Annotated in this window: 20 protein-coding genes and 1 riboswitch; of the genes, 8 read left to right on the top strand and 12 right to left on the bottom strand. The window is 63.8% G+C overall.

What is annotated here, in order from left to right; translation table 11 throughout:
• Window positions 1–266 (bottom strand): dienelactone hydrolase family protein (locus tag BLW48_RS34570; RefSeq protein WP_177142511.1); only part of this gene is annotated, 266 nt, incomplete at its 3' end.
• 31 nt (window positions 267–297) lie between these two features.
• A complete protein-coding gene (locus BLW48_RS34575; RefSeq protein ID WP_093057802.1) occupies window positions 298–795 on the bottom strand; it encodes a GNAT family N-acetyltransferase in 498 nt (165 codons plus the stop codon).
• 47 nt (window positions 796–842) lie between these two features.
• On the opposite strand from BLW48_RS34575, the gene BLW48_RS34580 reads away from it, so the two are divergent.
• Window positions 843–1,508 carry a DedA family protein gene (locus tag BLW48_RS34580; protein WP_093180200.1) on the top strand — a complete coding sequence of 222 codons (666 nt, stop codon included), beginning with the start codon at window positions 843–845 and terminating at the stop codon, window positions 1,506–1,508.
• A gap of 67 nt (window positions 1,509–1,575) precedes the next feature.
• On the opposite strand, the gene BLW48_RS34585 is transcribed toward BLW48_RS34580, so the two are convergent.
• From BLW48_RS34585 to tsaE, 3 genes are all read right to left on the bottom strand, one after another.
• Window positions 1,576–1,863 (bottom strand): glycine zipper domain-containing protein, encoded by a 288-nt coding sequence (locus BLW48_RS34585; protein WP_093057920.1) that lies wholly within the window; start codon window positions 1,861–1,863, stop codon window positions 1,576–1,578.
• Between the two features lie 151 nt (window positions 1,864–2,014).
• On the bottom strand, window positions 2,015–3,484 hold the full coding sequence (locus BLW48_RS34590; RefSeq protein WP_093180201.1) for an N-acetylmuramoyl-L-alanine amidase: 1,470 nt from the start codon (window positions 3,482–3,484) through the stop codon (window positions 2,015–2,017).
• Window positions 3,481–3,987 (bottom strand): tRNA (adenosine(37)-N6)-threonylcarbamoyltransferase complex ATPase subunit type 1 TsaE, encoded by a 507-nt coding sequence (gene tsaE / locus BLW48_RS34595; protein ID WP_093180203.1) that lies wholly within the window; start codon window positions 3,985–3,987, stop codon window positions 3,481–3,483. The genes BLW48_RS34590 and tsaE overlap by 4 nt, the downstream gene beginning before the upstream one ends.
• Between tsaE and queG the strand changes: the two genes are divergently transcribed.
• Complete coding sequence (queG, locus tag BLW48_RS34600) at window positions 3,973–5,046, top strand: tRNA epoxyqueuosine(34) reductase QueG (RefSeq protein ID WP_177142512.1); 1,074 nt, start codon at window positions 3,973–3,975, stop codon at window positions 5,044–5,046. The two genes, tsaE and queG, sit on opposite strands and share 15 nt — an antisense overlap.
• 4 nt (window positions 5,047–5,050) lie before the next feature.
• Here queG and arsC read toward each other — a convergent pair whose 3' ends face one another.
• From arsC to BLW48_RS34625, 5 genes are all read right to left on the bottom strand, one after another.
• A complete protein-coding gene (gene arsC, locus BLW48_RS34605) occupies window positions 5,051–5,431 on the bottom strand; it encodes an arsenate reductase (glutaredoxin) (protein ID WP_093057799.1) in 381 nt (126 codons plus the stop codon).
• A 24-nt stretch (window positions 5,432–5,455) separates the two neighbouring features.
• On the bottom strand, window positions 5,456–6,142 hold the full coding sequence (locus BLW48_RS34610; RefSeq protein ID WP_093180204.1) for a glutathione S-transferase family protein: 687 nt from the start codon (window positions 6,140–6,142) through the stop codon (window positions 5,456–5,458).
• A gap of 32 nt (window positions 6,143–6,174) precedes the next feature.
• The gene (locus BLW48_RS34615) at window positions 6,175–6,690 is read right to left on the bottom strand and encodes a 6,7-dimethyl-8-ribityllumazine synthase (protein ID WP_093180205.1); all 516 of its coding nucleotides are present in this window, start codon (window positions 6,688–6,690) and stop codon (window positions 6,175–6,177) included.
• A gap of 99 nt (window positions 6,691–6,789) precedes the next feature.
• Window positions 6,790–6,958, bottom strand: a riboswitch (FMN riboswitch).
• A 99-nt stretch (window positions 6,959–7,057) separates the two neighbouring features.
• On the bottom strand, window positions 7,058–9,244 hold the full coding sequence (locus BLW48_RS34620; protein WP_093180207.1) for a TonB-dependent siderophore receptor: 2,187 nt from the start codon (window positions 9,242–9,244) through the stop codon (window positions 7,058–7,060).
• A 268-nt stretch (window positions 9,245–9,512) separates the two neighbouring features.
• Window positions 9,513–10,607, bottom strand: a complete 1,095-nt coding sequence (locus tag BLW48_RS34625; protein ID WP_177142513.1) for a DNA glycosylase AlkZ-like family protein — start codon at window positions 10,605–10,607, stop codon at window positions 9,513–9,515.
• A gap of 473 nt (window positions 10,608–11,080) precedes the next feature.
• Between BLW48_RS34625 and BLW48_RS34630 the strand changes: the two genes are divergently transcribed.
• The 6 genes from BLW48_RS34630 to BLW48_RS34650 all read left to right on the top strand — a co-directional run bounded on the left by BLW48_RS34630 (window position 11,081) and on the right by BLW48_RS34650 (window position 15,056).
• A complete protein-coding gene (locus BLW48_RS34630; RefSeq protein ID WP_093180210.1) occupies window positions 11,081–11,350 on the top strand; it encodes a hypothetical protein in 270 nt (89 codons plus the stop codon).
• A gap of 257 nt (window positions 11,351–11,607) precedes the next feature.
• On the top strand, window positions 11,608–12,153 hold the full coding sequence (locus BLW48_RS34635; RefSeq protein ID WP_177142514.1) for a 2OG-Fe(II) oxygenase: 546 nt from the start codon (window positions 11,608–11,610) through the stop codon (window positions 12,151–12,153).
• A gap of 116 nt (window positions 12,154–12,269) precedes the next feature.
• Window positions 12,270–12,764: an ankyrin repeat domain-containing protein gene (locus tag BLW48_RS34640; protein WP_177142515.1), complete on the top strand. Its 495-nt coding sequence runs from the start codon at window positions 12,270–12,272 to the stop codon at window positions 12,762–12,764.
• A gap of 146 nt (window positions 12,765–12,910) precedes the next feature.
• The gene (locus tag BLW48_RS34645) at window positions 12,911–13,597 is read left to right on the top strand and encodes an ankyrin repeat domain-containing protein (RefSeq protein ID WP_093180214.1); all 687 of its coding nucleotides are present in this window, start codon (window positions 12,911–12,913) and stop codon (window positions 13,595–13,597) included.
• Window positions 13,598–14,148: 551 nt separating this feature from the next.
• A complete protein-coding gene (locus BLW48_RS35280; RefSeq protein WP_143047873.1) occupies window positions 14,149–14,418 on the top strand; it encodes a hypothetical protein in 270 nt (89 codons plus the stop codon).
• Between the two features lie 68 nt (window positions 14,419–14,486).
• Window positions 14,487–15,056: a hypothetical protein gene (locus BLW48_RS34650; RefSeq protein WP_143047874.1), complete on the top strand. Its 570-nt coding sequence runs from the start codon at window positions 14,487–14,489 to the stop codon at window positions 15,054–15,056.
• A 132-nt stretch (window positions 15,057–15,188) separates the two neighbouring features.
• Here BLW48_RS34650 and BLW48_RS34655 read toward each other — a convergent pair whose 3' ends face one another.
• Together BLW48_RS34655 and BLW48_RS34660 are read right to left on the bottom strand one after the other, a co-directional pair.
• Window positions 15,189–15,968, bottom strand: a complete 780-nt coding sequence (locus tag BLW48_RS34655; protein WP_093180218.1) for a hypothetical protein — start codon at window positions 15,966–15,968, stop codon at window positions 15,189–15,191.
• Between the two features lie 88 nt (window positions 15,969–16,056).
• Window positions 16,057–16,485, bottom strand: a complete 429-nt coding sequence (locus tag BLW48_RS34660) for a GNAT family N-acetyltransferase (RefSeq protein ID WP_093180219.1) — start codon at window positions 16,483–16,485, stop codon at window positions 16,057–16,059.
• Window positions 16,486–16,693 lie beyond the last annotated feature (208 nt).

Below are 16,693 nucleotides of genomic sequence, written 5' to 3' on the forward strand. Positions count from 1 at the left end.
CCGTAGAGCGCGAAGGCGCGTTGCCAGTCGGCTTCGCAGTAGCCCAGCTCCACGTTCGGCTCCTGCCGCCAGAACAGGTCGGGCACGAGCACCACGTAGCCCTCTTCGGCGTAGTAGTCGGCCACCTCGCGCATCGTGTGGTTGATGCCAAAGATTTCCTGCGCGATCACCAGGCCCGGGCCTGTGCCGGCTTCGGGCAGGGCGAGGTAGCCGCGGAAGGTGCCGCTGCCATCAGCGGCTTTCATCTGGATGTACTGGCCTGTCATCGTGTGTTTCTCCGGGTGGGGTAAGTAAGTCTTATGGCTGCTGCAGTTGCTTGAACATGACGAAGGCATCCACGAAGCCATGCTGCGGATGCCTGAACGCGCCGGGCAGCGTGCCGACGATGGCAAAGCCCAGCTTGCGCCAGAGGCGCACCGCGCCTTCGTTGGTGGACACCACGAAGTTGAACTGCATCGCGCGAAAGCCCATGCGCACGGCCTCCTGCTGCGAGTGTTCGCACAGCGCCGATGCCACGCCCAGGCCGCGCGCGGCCTCGGACACCACGTAGCCGCAGTTGCTCACGTGCGAGCCGTGCCCGGGCTGGTTGGCCTTGATGACGTAGGTGCCGAGCACCGCGCCCTGCGCGTCGCAGGCCACGAAGGTGGCGGCGGGCAGGTTCATCCACGCATGACGGGCCTCGGCTTCGGTGACGTCGGTCGCGAAGGTGTAGGTGTCGCCGCGGCGGAAGGTGGGTTCGAGCACGGACCAGATGGCCGGCCAGTCTGCGTCGGTGGCAGCGCGTATGTGCAGCATGGGGTGATTCACAGGGCGTTCGGTTTCAACAAGGATAATCCGCGGCCATGGAAATCATCAGCTTTCTCGTCGACTTCATCCTTCACGTCGACAAACACCTCGAGGCCTTTGTCATTGCCTATGGCCCCTGGGTCTATGCCTTGCTGTTCCTCATCGTCTTCGTCGAGACCGGTGCGGTGGTGATGCCGTTCCTGCCCGGGGACTCGCTGCTCTTCATCGTTGGCGCACTGTGCGGTGCGGGGCTCATGAATTTCCCGCTCGCCTGCGGGGTCCTGATTGCGGCGGCCATTCTGGGCGACCAGTGCAACTATTCGATCGGCCGCTACTTCGGGCCGAAGGTGTTCCAGTGGGAGAACTCGCGCTTCTTCAACCGCAAGGCCTTCGACCAGGCCCACGGCTTCTACGAGCGCTACGGCGGCATCACGATCATCCTTGCGCGCTTCATGCCGTTCATTCGCACCTTTGCGCCCTTCGTGGCCGGCGTGGCCGAGATGAGCCGCGCGAAGTTCACCATGTTCAACGTGGTGGGCGGGCTGATCTGGGTGCTGGGCATTGCAACAGCGGGTTACTTCTTCGGCAATCTGCCGTTCGTGCGCCAGCATCTCGACAAGATCATCTGGGCGCTGATCTTCGTGCCGGGGTTGCTCGCGATCTTCGGCGCGTGGCGCGCCTCGAAGGCCGAGAAGGCACGCGAGGCGCAGGCACAGGCCTGACGACTGCCTGGCCGATCAACCAGCAAAAAAGCGCGCCACTGGCGCGCTTTTTCATTCAGGCCGTATCTCAGTAGTTCGGGCCGTTGCTCGGGTAGTAGCCGCTGCCTTGCGGATAGCGCTGCTGGTTGTAGTAGTTGCGTTCGTCGGCATTGCGGCCGACCTGGTTGCCGATGATGCCGCCGATGGCCGCGCCACCCACCGTGCTTGCAGTGTTGCCGCCGATGGCGTGGCCCACCAGCGCGCCGCCGACGGCGCCCACACCAGTCCCGAGGTTCTGGTTAGGGCCGCTCGCGCAGCCTGCAATCGTCATGACCGAAGTGGCTGCGAATGCAGCGATCCAGAGACGTGTGTTCATGATGTCCACCTTTCGAGGAGTGATGAGTCATCATGTCCAGAAGGCCGGTGGCATCTGTGTAGGAGCCTGCCGCGCCTGCCTGTGCGGACTCGTGGACCGCACGGCGTGGGACAGCAGTGCACGCTTTGGCTTTACAAAGTCGCGCGGCCGATCAGAGTTGCCGGCTGCGCGCCAGAGGTGGGTTCTGCGCAAAGTAGCGCTGGATGCCGCGCATCAGCGCGTCGGCCAGGTTCTCCTGGTAGTCGACGCGGCGCAGGTTGGCCTCTTCTTCCGGATTGCTGATAAAGGCTGTCTCCACCAGCACGCTCGGGATGTCCGGCGCCTTCAGCACCGCGAAGCCGGCCTGTTCGACCTGGCCCTTGTGCAGCCGCGCGCCGATGTTCTTGATCTCGCCGAGCATCGCGCCGCCGAGCTTCAGGCTGTCGTTGATCTGAGCGGTGGTGCTCATGTCGAGCAGGGCACGCTGCACCTGCGCTTCGTGGCCGCCGACGTTCACGCCGCCGACCTTGTCGGCATCGTTTTCCTTGTTGGCCATCCAGCGTGCCGCGCTGCTCGACGCGCCGCTCTGGCTCAGCGCGAACACGCTGGCGCCGCGTGCGGCGGGCGTGGTGAAGGCGTCGGCATGGATGCTCACGAACAGGTCGGCCTGCACGCGCCGCGCCTTCTGCACGCGCACGCCCAGCGGCACGAAGAAGTCGGCGTCGCGCGTGAGAAAGGCGCGCATCGGGCTGCCGTTCACGCTGCTTGCGTTGATGCGCTCGCGCAGCCGGTGCGCCACCTGCAGCACGATGTCTTTCTCGCGCGTGCCGTTGGGGCCGATGGCGCCGGGGTCTTCACCGCCGTGGCCGGGGTCGAGCGCCACGATGATGATGCGGTCGGTGCGGCTGGCCGTGGCGGCGGTGCTGCTGCTGCCGCCGCGTGTGGCAGCCACGGGGGGAGGGGGCGCCACAGGCCTGACGGGCGCGGTGCCCACCACGGGCGGTGGCGGCGTGATTAGCACGGGTGGCGGCGTCTGCGGGCCGGGGCGCATCGACTGTTGCGCCATCAGCTCGCCGAGTGGATCGGCCGCAGGTGCGGCTGGGGCCGAGGGCACGATGCCGGCCACGGCCGGGGCGTTGTTCGTGTTGCTGCCGCTGCCCGCGCGAGGCGCATCGCGCAGGCGCTCGGCAATCAGCGCTTCCATCGGGTCGATCGCCTGCTCGGGGTACAGGTCGAGCACCAGCCGGTGCTTGTACGCGGCCACGGGCGCGAGCGAGAACACCTGCGGCACCACGGCCTGCTTCAGGTCGAACACGATGCGCACCACCTTCGGCGCGTTCTGCCCGACGCGCAGGCCGTTGATGAACGGGTCGCCCGGCTTGATCTTGCCGACCAGCTCGCGCAGTTCGGGGCTGAGGTCGATGCCCTCGATGTCGACGGCAAGCCGCGGCGGGCTGCCCACCACGAGCTGCTGCGAGTTGAGCCGCGCATCGGACTCGATGGTCACGCGCGTGTAGTCGGCGGCGGGCCACACGCGCACGGCGAGGATGGTGGCGCCGCGGGCGATCTGGTGCACGCCGAGCATCAGCGCGATGCTGCCGCCTTGCAGCAGCACGCGCCGTTTCAGGCCGGTCGCCTTCATGCGGCGATGCGCGCCAGCAGATCGCTGCCGCGAGGGGTGTTCGCGAGGAGGGTCACGCTGCGTGTGTCGTCAGTCATTGCTTCTATTTTAATAGCGAGGTCGGCAACCGGTGTGCGGCCCGCGGCGTTCTCTGGCCATTCGGCCAGCTTGAGGCCCGGTCCCGCGAAGATGTCGCGGAAGCCGGCGTCGTCCCATTCGCGCGGATCGGCGAAGCGGTAGAAGTCGAAATGGAAGATCTGCAGGCCGTCGGGCGCCTCGTGGGGCTCGACCACTGCGTAGGTGGGGCTCTTGATGCGCCCCGCGATGCCGAGCGCGCGCAGCAGGTGTCGAACGAAAGTGGTCTTGCCGGCGCCAAGGTCGCCATGCAGCGCGATGAAGGCATCGCGCAATGCGGGCGAGGACGCGAGGGCCAGCGCGAAAGCGTCGGTGTCGTCCTCGCTGCGCCAGCGCAGGCTGCGGGCGTTCTGGGTCGTTTCTACAATCGGCAAGTGATCGTCAGCCATCCACTCGTTGTTCGTATTCAGGCTTTGGCCCGGGAACTCGGATTCTCCCAAATCGGAATCGCGGGCGTCGATTTATCGAGCGCCGAGGCCGGTCTGATGCAATGGCTGGCCCATGGGTTCCATGGCGAGATGCAATACATGGAAACACACGGCATGCGCCGCGCCCGTCCGGCCGAGCTGGTGCCGGGCACGGTGAGCGTGATCACCGCGCGCATGGACTACCTGCCGCGCAGCACGCAGCCCGAGTGGCAGGCCATCGAGTTCGACCGCCTCACGCGGCCCGGCGAGGCCATCGTGTCGGTCTATGCGCGGGGCCGCGACTATCACAAGGTGCTGCGCAACCGGCTCGCCAAGCTGGCCGAGCGCATTGCCGAAGAGGTCGGCCCCTTCGGCCACCGCGCCTTCACCGACTCCGCCCCCGTGCTCGAAGCCGAGCTGGCCTCGCGCAGCGGGCAGGGCTGGCGCGGCAAGCACACGCTAGTGCTCGACCGCGATGCCGGCTCGATGTTCTTCCTGGGCGAGATCTACGTCGACATGGAACTGCCGCCGAGCGAGCCCGTCACGGCACATTGCGGCAGCTGCAGTGCCTGCATCGACATCTGCCCGACGCAAGCCATCATCGCGCCGCAGCGGCTGGATGCGCGGCGCTGCATCTCGTACCTGACCATCGAGCACGGCGGGCCCATTCCGCTGGAGCTGCGTCCGCTGATGGGCAACCGCATCTACGGCTGCGACGACTGCCAGCTGATCTGCCCCTGGAACAAGTTCGCGAAGAAGAGCGAGCTGCCCGACTTCGACGGGCGCGAAGGGCTCACGGGGCGCACGCTGGCCGAGCTTTTTGCGTGGACCGAAGAAGACTTCCTGCGCCGCACCGAAGGCAGCCCGATCCGCCGCATCGGGCATGAGCGCTGGCTGCGCAACATCGCCGTGGCGCTGGGCAATGCGGCGCGAGCGGGCGAGGGCGATGCGCAGGAGGCACTGGCGACGCGGGCCGAACACCCAAGCGAACTCGTGCGCGAGCATGTCGCGTGGGGCCTGGCGCAGCAGGCCGCGAGCTGACGCTTCAGGCCGGAAGGATCTCGCGTACCCGCCCCCATGGCCGGCACATCAGCGTGCCGCGCGGCGACACCACGATGGGCCGTTGCAGCAGGATGGGGTGCTCGACGATGGCGTCGAACAGCTGGTCGTCGGTCCACTTCGAATCGGCCAGCTTCAGTTCTTCGTACGGCGCTTCCTTGGTGCGCAGCAGTTCGCGCGCGCCCATGCCCATCGCCTTCGCGAGCTCGCGCAACTTTTTCTTTGGCGGCGGCGTTTCCAGGTACAGGACGATCTCGGGCTCCACGCCGCTTTCGCGGATCAACGTCAGCACGTTGCGCGAGGTGCTGCAGTTGGGCTTGTGGTAAATGGTCATCGGGTAGACGGTGGTCGGTGTGCGTACGGTCATGGTGTCGATGATAGAAAACAGGACTCAGCCTCCCGGAGCGCTCGGGTCCATCGTGAAGGGAAAGCGCGCAGCCCAGAACTCCGCCAGCCGAGGGTCGGCATCCACGCGGCGCACCACCCGGGCCATGCGCGGCGCCACGCGGTAGAAGCGCCTGCGGCCCGGCGTCCAGCGCGACATCACGGTCACGTACAGGTCGAGCATGCTCAGCTTCTCCCCCAGAAGGTAAGGCGCGGGCTCGTCGATCTGCGTGTCCATCAGGTGCCAGCAGTGCGCGATGCGCTCGGCAGAGCGTTCGAGCATCGCGGCTTGTGCGGCGGGGTCGGGCACGAGGCGCTGCGGGTCGTCGCGCACCCAGAACAGCGAGTAGATGGCCGCCGGCAGGTAGACCATCCAGCGCAGGTAGCGCGAGCGCAGCGGGTCGTCGGGTGCGGGGCAGAGCCCGGCTTGCGGATAACGGTCGCCGAGCCAGATCAGGATGGCCGCGCTCTCGGTCATCACCTCGCCCGAAGGCAGCACCAGCGCGGGCACCTGGCGCATCGGGTTGACGCCCGACACGCGCTCGCGCTCGGCATCGCTCTCCCACGTGGCGACGTCGACAGTTTCGACCTGCGCGCCGATCAGCGTCAGCGCGGCATGTATCGGCGTGGCGCCCGAGCCAGGGGCGCCGTAGAGGGTGTAGCGGTCTTCGCGGGCGGATGATGAAGAGCTCATCCGCCCAGATTACTGCAGGCCTGCGCCTGTTGTCACGCAGCTGCCAGCAGCGCGTCGACCTTCTTCAGCCCTTCGAGAGTCTTGAAGCAGGCCTCGGCCACTTCCGTGCCCTTGACCGCGAAGTGGCGGTGGAAGTACTTGCGATGCTCCACATGCTCGTGGAAGTGATGCGGCGTGAGCACGGCCGAGAAGATCGGCACGTCGGTTTCCAGCTGCAGCGACATCAGCGTGCTGACCACCGTGTTCGCGACGAACTCATGGCGGTAGATGCCGCCGTCGACCACCAGCGCGCAGCCGATGATGGCCGCGTACTTGCCGGAATTGGCGAGCCGCTTGGCATGCAGCGGGATCTCGAAGGCACCGGGCACGTCGAAGATGTCGATGAGCTCGCGCGCCACGCCGAGGCGGTCCATTTCTTCGAGGAAGGCGTCGCGTGCCTGGTGGACGATGTCGGAATGCCACTGCGCCTCGACGAATGCGATGCGCGTGCCGCGCGGCGAACCCGACGCGGTAACGGCAGAAAGGGGAAGGTCGTTGATCTGACTCATGGTGTGCCTCTTGAAAGCAGGTTTCCTGAATCAGGGCGCACGAAACCGCAAGGCTACCTGCGCGCACGACAAAGCAATGCACGCGGGCGAGCCCGCATTTCGCGCTCTCTTTCATCCGGACTGTGACCGTCGGCTTCGGAATCGCACCGAAATCTGCTGACCCTGGAGCTTGTTGCAAGCCCCAGGCGCTCGCGGGCTTGTGCGGCCTTTTTTCAGAAGAGCCGCCATTACCGCCGGTGGGGAATTGCACCCCGCCCTGAGAACGCTTGTCGCCCGGCGAACCGGACAACGGGGGCGATTCTAGGAGCCCATCGCCGTACGGACCTGTCGCCCGCGCGGCAGACCTTCGCTCGAGCGGGGATTTTCTTCAGAAACGATACGTGGCGGCCGCAGTCACTGTACGGCGCTGGCCGTAGAAGCAGTCGCCGCGCGCCAGGCAGGTGGTGATCTGCACCTTGTCGGTCAGGTTGCCCACGTTGAGCGACAGGCGTAGTGGGCCGTTGTCCCAGGCGACCATCGCATCCAGCAGCGTGACAGAGGGCACGGGGTTGGCGTCCATGCCGTCCCATGACTTGCCGAGGTAGCGCACGCCGCCGCCCACCGAGAAACCCGACACGCCGCCGATCGTGAAGCGGCGCATCAGCCAGGCCGAGGCCGTGTGCTTCGGCACGCCCGAGATGCGCTTGCCCAGGTCGGCGCCGTTGCTGCGCGACACGCGCGCGTCGGTGTAGGCGTACGAGGCGATCCAGTCCCAGTCGCGCCCGATGCTGCCCTTGTACTCGAGCTCCAGGCCCTTCACGTGCACCTCGCCGAGCTGGATGCTGTTGATCGGGTTGGTCGGGTCGGTGGTCTTGCGATTGGTGTCGCGCAGGTCGTACACCGCCGCCATGAACGAGGTGCGCTGGCCTTCGGGCTCCCACTTCACGCCAGCCTCCCACTGCTTGCCGCGCTGCGGCTTGAAGGGCGTGTTGTTCACGTCCGCGCCGCCCAGCGGCAGGAAGGACTCGGCATAGCTCAGGTACGGCGCCCAGCCGCCGTCGGCCAGGTAGACGATGCCGGCGCGCTTGGTGGTGGCCTTGTCGTCGACCGCCACCGCGGGGCGGCCCTCGGTGTCGGTGGTGGCCTTGTCGTGGCGCAGGCCGAGCAGGCCGATCCAGCGGCCGTACTTGACCTGGTCCTGCACGTAGATGCCGGCCTGCTTCTGCAGCACCGCGGGCTGCCGCGTGAGGAAGGTGGGCGCCGTGTAGTTGCCATACACCGGCGCATACACATCGAGCGCGCCCGCGCGGCCGCGGCCGGTGAGCTGCGAGGTCTCGTTGCGCTGGAAGTCCGCGCCGACGAGCAGCGTGTGCTCCACCGCGCCGGTCTTGAAGTGCGCCTCGGCCTGGTTGTCGATCAGCAGCATCTTGCCGCCGTTGAGCTGCACCACCAGGTCGCGCTCGATGGTGCGCTGGTCGGCGTTGAACACCGGTCGCGCCGGGCGACCGGTGAGCCGGTTGGCCGTGAAGCTGGTGTAGGAGGAGTTGTAGACCACCTTGCTCTCGGTCGAGCGCAGGTTCTGCCTGAAGGTCCAGGTGTCGTTGAAGCGGTGGCTGAACAGGTAGCCCAGCGAGGTGTTGCGCGTGTCGTAGCGGTCGAAGCCCGGCTCGCCGGTGAAGGTCGAGGTGGGAATCTGGCCGTACAGCGACGGCAGCAGCGTGCCCTGCCATGGGAAGAAGCCGATCAGCGAGCCGCTCTTGTCCTTCTGGTAGAGCGCCTGCAGCGTGAGCGAGGTGTCGGCGTTCGGGCGCCAGGTGAGCGAGGGCGCCAGCAGGATGCGGTCGTCGGGCACATGGTCGACCTGCGTGCTGCTGTCGCGGTTCACGGCCACCAGGCGATAGAGCCACTTGCCTTCGGTGTCGAGCGGACCGGTGAAGTCGGCCGCGACCTGCTTGCGGTTGTGGCTGCCCAGCTGCACCTGCACCTCGCGCTGTTGCTCGGCCTGCGGCCGCTTCGACACCAGGTTCAGCACGCCGCCGATGCCGCCCTGGCCGTAGAGCACGGAAGAGGGCCCGCGCAGCAGCTCGACGCGCTCCAGCATGTAAGGATCTACGCGCGTGGTGTTGTAGGTGCCGTAGCTGCGCTGCAGCCCGTCGAGGTACTGGATGGCGTCGCCGCCGCGCACCTTGAACGAGTCGACGCGGCTGTCGAAGTAGCTCGACACCACGCCGGCCGTGTAGTTGGTGGTCTCGCGCAGCGTGAGCGCGCTCTGCGCCTCCATCTGGTCGCGCGTGATGACCGAGATGGCCTGCGGCGTTTCGATCAGCGGCGTGTCGGTCTTGGTTGCCGAGCTTCCGCGCTTCGCGACGAAGCCGGTCACCGGGCCGGTTGCGGTCTCGCCCGAATCGCCCGATACGGTGACGGTGGGCAGTGCCCTGCGGGGCTCGCCGGCTTCGTCTTTTTCTTCGGCATAGGCCGGTACGGCGGCGCTCAGCGCCACGGCGGTGGCCGCGAGCGTGGCGCGGCGGGTGTGTGAAAGGTGCCACGTCGGGCGGCGATGCTTCTTCGATGTCATGTGCAGCTTCTCCTGAGTCCTGCGGTAAGGGGAGTGGCTGCGGCGCGCAGCGGGGCGTGCCATGGCTTCTCGGATTCGGTTCAATCCGGACGAGCGCTACCGGCGGCTCGCTCAATCAATCAAGGCTGGCGGCCGGTGGGTGTTGTAGGTTTTTCTTGCGTCGTCGGGGGGAACAGCCGTTGCGGCTGCGGTCTTCGTTCCTTCGAAGACGGCTGGCGGCCCGTTGCGGGCGGCTGGCTGAGGCCGCGCGATTATAGGAAGAAAGGTGTCAGCGTCCGGAGAGGAACTGCGTCATGCGCTGCAGTTCGTCGTCGAGCGCCGCGCGAAAGGCCGCGTCGCGCGGCTTCTTGCCGGCATAGCCGAAGGCTGGCTTCAACCGGCCTTCGGGCGCGGTGACGTTGGCCCACCCGATCACGCGGTCATGCCACAGCATCGGCAGCGCGTAGTAGCCGAACTGGCGCTTGGGCGCAGGCGTGTAGGCCTCGAACTTGTATGTCCAGTCCCAGAGCAGTTCGAAGCGGCGGCGGTCCCACACGACGGGGTCGAAGGGCGCGAGCAGGCGCACGGCGTCGTCGGGCGTGTGGCGGCGCGAGGCCGGGTTTTCGTCGGCGGGCCAGTACCAGGTCGTCCCGTCGATGCGGCAGCTTGCGAGCAGTTCTTCGCGGGCGATGCGCAGGGCCGCCTGCGTTTGCAGCGAGAGATGCGGCGCACCGTAGCCGAGCAGGCGCACGAGGTAGGTGAGGCTCGCGGCAGGCAGCGGCGCGTATTTGCGCACCACCAGTTCGATCAGCGCGGCGGCGCGCTGTGCGCGGCCGGCAGGGCTGTCGTCGGCGGGCTGGTGCGTCACGGCCTCATAGACCCGCGTGCCGCTGTCGCGCCGCACCACGCGCAGCATGCCGCGGTAGTGCATTTCGTCGAGCAGGTGCGTGGTCGCGTTGCTCGAGCCGCCCCAGTAGTTCTTGATGCGGCCATGCGCGAAGTGCTGTTCGACCTGGCGTGGATGCACCGGGCCGTGTTCCTGCACGTAGGCGAGCACATCGGCGGCCTTGCGCCGCGTGTCGGCGTCCCATGCGCGCTTGGCTTCGCGCGGGTGCATCAGCGCAAGGTGCTCGCGCGGCAGAAAGCCGTAGTTGACGAGGCAGTCTTCCTCGACGGCGAGGCGGGTGTAGCGGTTTTCGAGGTCGCCCGCGCGGTAGTCCTTCACGCGGTGGCGCAGCGTGAGGTCTTGCGCGCGTGCGGGAGCGCGGATCGGGTCGGCCTGCACGAAGCCGAGCTGGCGGATCGCGGCGGGCAGTGTGGTGGGCTTGAAGAGGGTGCGTGCTACCGCGTAGCGGCGCAGGTCGTCGAGGGTCGGGGTAGCCATCAGCGGATTGCAGCACAGGCGGCGGACTTTCGCTTTGCTGCGTTGTGCGTTGGGCTCCGTTGTCGTTCAGGGCGCTCACGCCGACGGGGTACCTTGCTCCGCGAATGTCCTCCGCCCTTCGGGCCCCCCTTTATTTCGCTGCGCAAGGCACCCCATCGGCGTGAGCGTTCAGCGCCGCTGCGGAAGCTGCATTTGTTGGCGGTCGTCGGGACTTCGTGCCGCATGGAGCGGCTATTTCGCCGGGTTCTTCTCTAGAGTGGATGCCCCTGTCACTCGATACCCCAACAAGGGAAGAAGAAAGGCGCAACACACACAGCCACCGAGATGTTTGAAGGCTGCTTGCCTCGCGGCAGGTTGTCGGTGCGAAAGCAGCGATGCAGATGCGAGGTATCAAAAGGCGACGGCCGGGGCGTTATCAGCACCCCGACCGTCTAACCAAGTTCGTGCAACTACCTTGGAAGGAACGCACAAAAATGGCTACCAAGACTATAGCCCGGCCTCGCACGCCGGTAGCTTCCGAAGACAACGCCCAAGACCCGGCGGATCTTCTCGAAAACACCCTCTCTCAGCTTGAAGCTCTACTGTGGATCTGCCATGGGGAAGACATCGACTGGTGCAGCGGTGATGGACCTCGACGATTGGACAACCTGCTCTGGCTTGCGGCTGAACTTGCTCGCAAGGCTGGAGAGCTGTTTCAGATGAGCGAGAAGGCGCGATGTGGGGCGCCTGAGACTGGCGGTTAGTGGCTGGTCCGCGGGCCGCAAGTTTCGCGGCCCGCCTGAGGCCTTCGTGGTGAAGGGAATTCGGGTTAATTGAAGTTTGCGGGGTAGGGCTCGATGGTAGCTATGTGTTCCGAGCTGATCGGCGGTGGACAATGCGGGCATCTGCTTTGCAGCGATGCCGTCGTTGGCGCTGGCGAGGTGGATAGGTACTATCGGCCAGAATCGGACCTTCGGCTGCGTGGCAAGACTCGCGGTGCTCCCCAACCTAGATGTATCGCATGAACCGAATCGATGTCTCCAAAGGGATCTTCGTGATCGACCGCCTGGTCGATCCGGCCGAATGTGACGCTCTAGTGCAGCGCGCAGAGAAAAACGGGTTTGAGCCGGCACCTATCATCACGGCCAGGGGCACCCGAGTCGACACTACGACACGGGACAACGACCGCTACGTCTTCGACGATTCGACGCTCTCAGAAACTCTGTGGCTGCGTGCACGAGACCTGCTCCCCGTTGCGATGAATGGTCGCAAGGCGGTTGGTCTAAACGAACGTTTCCGCCTCTACCGCTATCGCCCAGGTCAGCGCTTCAAATGGCATTCAGACGCACCATTCAATCGACCGAACGGGGAAATCAGCCTCCTGACATTCATGGTCTACCTGAACTCTGGATACGAGGGAGGCGCGACTCGATTTGAAAGCGCCAAGGTTGCGGGCAACTTGGGACAAGCATTGGTCTTCGAGCATGGCCTCATTCACGAAGGCGCTGAGGTCCTGAAAGGCATCAAGTACGCACTACGATCGGATGTCATGTTCGGTCCTCGCTGACCTTCTGAAGGCAGTAATCGGCCACAACCGGTCAGTCGTGCCGTGGGGCAAATTTCGGCTAGGACCGGACAGAGGTGCTCGGAGCCTCGAGTAGTTCATGCCACAAAGGATTTACGTTGCAACCGCCACTCCCCATCTACGACGCAGCAGTTCTTGGAGACGTTGCTCTCGTGGCTCGTCTGCTTGACGAAAACCCAGCATCGGTCAACGCCGCCGACGAGTGGGGCTTCACGCCGTTGCACGGCGTGGCCGGCGAAGATCAGCTTGAAATGGCGAAGTTACTCATCGCGAGGGGTGCAGACGTCAACGCACAGAATGACTCGGGGATAACTCCACTTCACCTTGCAGCCTACCCCTTCGTGGCAAGGCTTTTCGTCGAGGCAGGGGCGTTGCTCGAAGCAAGAGAGGGCGGTGGGGGCACGCCGTTGCACATTCTCAGCGAGAGCAACGACAGGCTCGACGTGATGGAAGCGCTGCTTGAACTTGGTGCCGATGTGAATGCAAAGGACCGTCGCGGCCAAACCGCGCTTGACACCGCTGTGGACAGGGAGGATCAAGAAATGATTGACCTTCTGACTCGATTCGGCGGCACCCGGGGCTTCCACCCTTGACGCTGCTGGTCAGTCTGTTGAGCGACCGCTGTTGAGCGCTTTGAACTTCCGCTTAGGGCCTTTTGCGCCCACGAGGCGACAGGCTACAGTCGGCCAGAAGCCGACACTCGACGCCGAGGCAGAATTTGGCCGGGAGCAGATACTCAATGACAAGAATATTCCTCTACGACCCGTATTGGCGGGCGAAGCTTTGGCACCGCATCGCCATCGCATTCCGCCGCAGATTTCGTGGGCGAATTTTTGTTGCCATCGAAGGCGGTGACGATACCGAGGCGCTGCGTTTAGCGACGCCGAGTGTCCTGCGCAGATCGGTCGGCGAATTTGGATCGTCTCCGTTGGTTGCTGCCATCTCAGCGAGGCGAAGTGAGCTTGCTCTCGCGTTCATCTCTCGCGGCGGCGTTTACGCTGGCGACGGTGCGCTTGCGTACGCTGCCAACTGGGGGGACTTGACGGTCGTCGAGGCTTTGCTTCTGGCCGGAAAAAATCCCAATGAGCCGATGAAGAGCGACATTCATGCTGGCCGTACACCTTTGATGCTGGCCGCAGGTCCGCAGCGCGTGGCAATAGTAAAGCGACTCCTGTTGGCGGGAGCGAATGTAAATGCCGTTGCCGATGATGGGACGACAGCAATCATGCTGACCGACGACTCCAGCTCAGAAAGCCTGGAGGTCCTAGAGATTCTTTGCTCGTACAGGCCGGACATTCACAAAAGGGATTGGCGTGGTCGCAGTGTGGTGCACGAGGCGCGCGACCGAGCGAGGAACTCCGGTAAGCCGCAAATGCGCCAGATTCTGGAGCGTCACTTCCCTGGCACGGACTTCGAAGCGGAGTAGCGGTGTCAGCAGCGGGATCCATGTGCCACGATTGTGGCCGGCCGGACCCGGCCAGGAGCAGACGCTGAGTCATGTCATCAGACCCCGAGTTCATTCGCTTTCTACCGGCGCTGGAGTCGCCGTACTCGTCGTATTCTGGTTCGATGCCCGCACGCGAGATTCTTCTCGGTGCGCTGAACTGGCCGACTGACTACTGGCCCGCGCTGGCGGTCGGTTGGCTGGAGCAAGGCGCGCCAATCGATTCCGAAATCGCGACGAGGCTAGAAGCTATCGGTCAAGGACGACAGTACGAACAACGGACTCGGCATCGTAGCCTCGCCCTGAGCAAGCGTTGGACTAAAGCTCAAGAGCATTAGCACCGCGACGCGGGCGGATGTCTACTTTCGGTCATCCTGGATGTCTGCGTAGGGCCAAGCGCCGCCGGCGATGCTTCGACTACAGTCGGCCAGAACCGGTCGGTCGTTTCGTCAGGCAAACTTCGGCCAGAACTGGTCGAGATGGTTCAAATTTCTTCGCAACACTGATCTTCGTCGCGAAGCAGAGGATTGAATATGAAGTTCGACGGCAGCCCTGCTGAATTCATTCAGTTTTCCTATCCAGACGAACCAAATTGGTCAGAGGTCCCTGATGACGTGCTGGTCGAACTGGTCAAGACCTATTTTCAAGAGCCTTCCTGCGCGGGTCTGGCACTTGGACAACTGCGGACACGCAGAAACACAAAAACTATCAACCTAGCGGAATGGCTTCTCCGCCAAGATGACGCGGACCAATGGCTGAAAGCCTCTGCCGCGGATGTCCTTGACTGCGACCGACGATCATGAACCCTCCACTGAGAACTGGGCTACCACAGACTACAGTCGGCCACGAGCGGACATTCAATGGGGAAAAGATGAACTGTGCAGACGTCTATGCAGCAATCGAATGCAAATTCAAGGCGATTCGCCGATTGCGCCGCCTGACGCTTACTGCACAAATTGCCGGCTTGCTTTTAATGCTGAGTTCGACACCCCATGCCGACATCGCACCATACGTACAGCCTGTGGCAACTTCTGCCGACCTGCAGATGATTGAGGATCTGCGCACGTTGTATCCCGAGGAGGCCCGATTCTTCGGGGGCTTGGATGAGAACGGCGTCGGGGCTCTATGTTTAGAGCAAGCGGTCGAAATGGAGCGGTGGTATCGGTGGCGTGGAGATGGTACGAACGGCAATACTTTATCGGTTGCACATGCAATTCTTTCCAGGGCCAAGGATGAGAAGGACCGGACAAGCGAGAGAGAAGGAAAGAGAGCCGCCGCGATTCGCTATGTGTTCTCGCTACCGCTTCCGCCAAGCAGCGCACTCGACGTGCTTGAAAGGTACGCAAGGGAGGTGAGTTGGCACTGGGGCGCACTGTGTAGACAGGACTTTAGATTGCAGCCCGTCATCAGGCCCGACACTAAGCAAGAGTTCAAAAAGTAGCCACTCTCTGCCTGTGAGTGCGTCCGCTTCGGAGCAGATGGCAAGTCGGCTTCGGGCCCGAAGCGGACTTCCACGAGTGCGCCCCATCATGAGCCGGCCACTTACTCGAAGTAATGGCAACCGAGGCAACATTCAGGCGAGATTTTTGAAAAGCACTGGGTCGTTCAGGTGAAAGCGTGGTGGGTTGCGAACCCCATCCCTGAACAGGTTCATGATTGCTATTAACGGTTTCCCAGCTTGCTCGACGTGATAAATCAGCAACCCGCCCCCAACAAGGAGTTGCGCGTAAGCCGCGCCAATTACATTCCCAGAAGCGATCCCTTCTTCCCACTGTCGCTTGGCCTCCTTGCCCGACTTGACCTTCATTTCGTGGATGGAGCCGTCGTTCTGCATGGCCCAATAGGTCTTGAAGCCAGCGGACTCTTCAAGTTGAGCCGATGAGATCCGGTCAGCGTGCTTCCACAAAAGGCGCTGAACATCTCCCAGGTCCTGCTCAGTGCCTTCATACGGGTAAGGGGAAATCACCACGTCTTTGAAGAGGAGCAAATCGCCAAAGGCACGGCGCTCCGCTTCTACGGCGTACTTGACCGGCAACTGCCGCCCCTTCCAGATCAGCCCCTCGCACTCTTGGAGGGTGTGAGCGCCAAGCTTCGCGTCGCCCGATACATACGCCTCATAAGACATATCTAAGAGCTCGCGACAGATCCGGCTCATACGAGCGTCTTTCAGCTTCTTTTCAGCGAAGTGGAAGCCATCCCTTAGGTCTGAGAACTCGCTGTCGAGGCGCGCGCGCTGATCAATCGGCTTCTCATCGACGTCGAAGGAGCGAAAATCATCTGGTGCAAAAAGAAGCACCGTGCTCCATGCGTCGTGATACTGGCCCAATGTCTGGAAGCGAGGTATGGATAGCATGGCAAATCATATTCTCTGGTGCCCAGCGGCTGGTCTGGAGCAAACCGTGCGTCCGCTTGTGGCCGATGGATGCCTTATGCAACACCGTTTAGCGGGGGGCGCTCGTGCGCCGCACAAGCGCCATTCCAATCGACTTTGGCGCAGTGGCGGCAAACCCGAAGCCAGCGTAGAGATGTTGAGCGAGTCCATCAGCAATGAGGCTCACATGCCCGCTTGCTGGCACGTTGGCTTCAACGTAGCTCATGATTTCACGCATGATGACCTTGCCGAGGCCCTTTCCCTGATGCGAGGGAATGACCGCAATGTCTACAACCTGGTAGAAGCAACCGCCGTCGCCCACAACCCGTCCCATGCCGACAACCTCACCATCGAAGACGACCTGAACGGCGAAGAGGCTGCCTTGCAGACCTCGACTCGCTGCTTCTTCGGTCTTTGAGCTTAGACCAGCTGCAGCTCGGAGCCGGCAGTAGACAGCGACAGAGGGGGCTTCGTTGCGAACCGAGTATGAATTTGTCATGCCAATGGTGGCCTCCGTTGCACCTCTAAAAGCGACTGCTTCGGTCGCATTGTGCCGGCGAGGAAAACGGCCGGTTCTGGCTGATTCTGCGGCAGCCCGCAAAGGACCGCTTGTGGCCGACAGCCGCTATGCCTTACGGAACAGCAACATGTCAGGGGCGTTTGGTTGCGTCAATCGGTTCAGCATAAGCCCGCCACTTTTTGGCATC

Source organism: Variovorax sp. YR266 (assembly GCF_900107295.1).
Lineage (GTDB): Bacteria > Pseudomonadota > Gammaproteobacteria > Burkholderiales > Burkholderiaceae_C > Variovorax.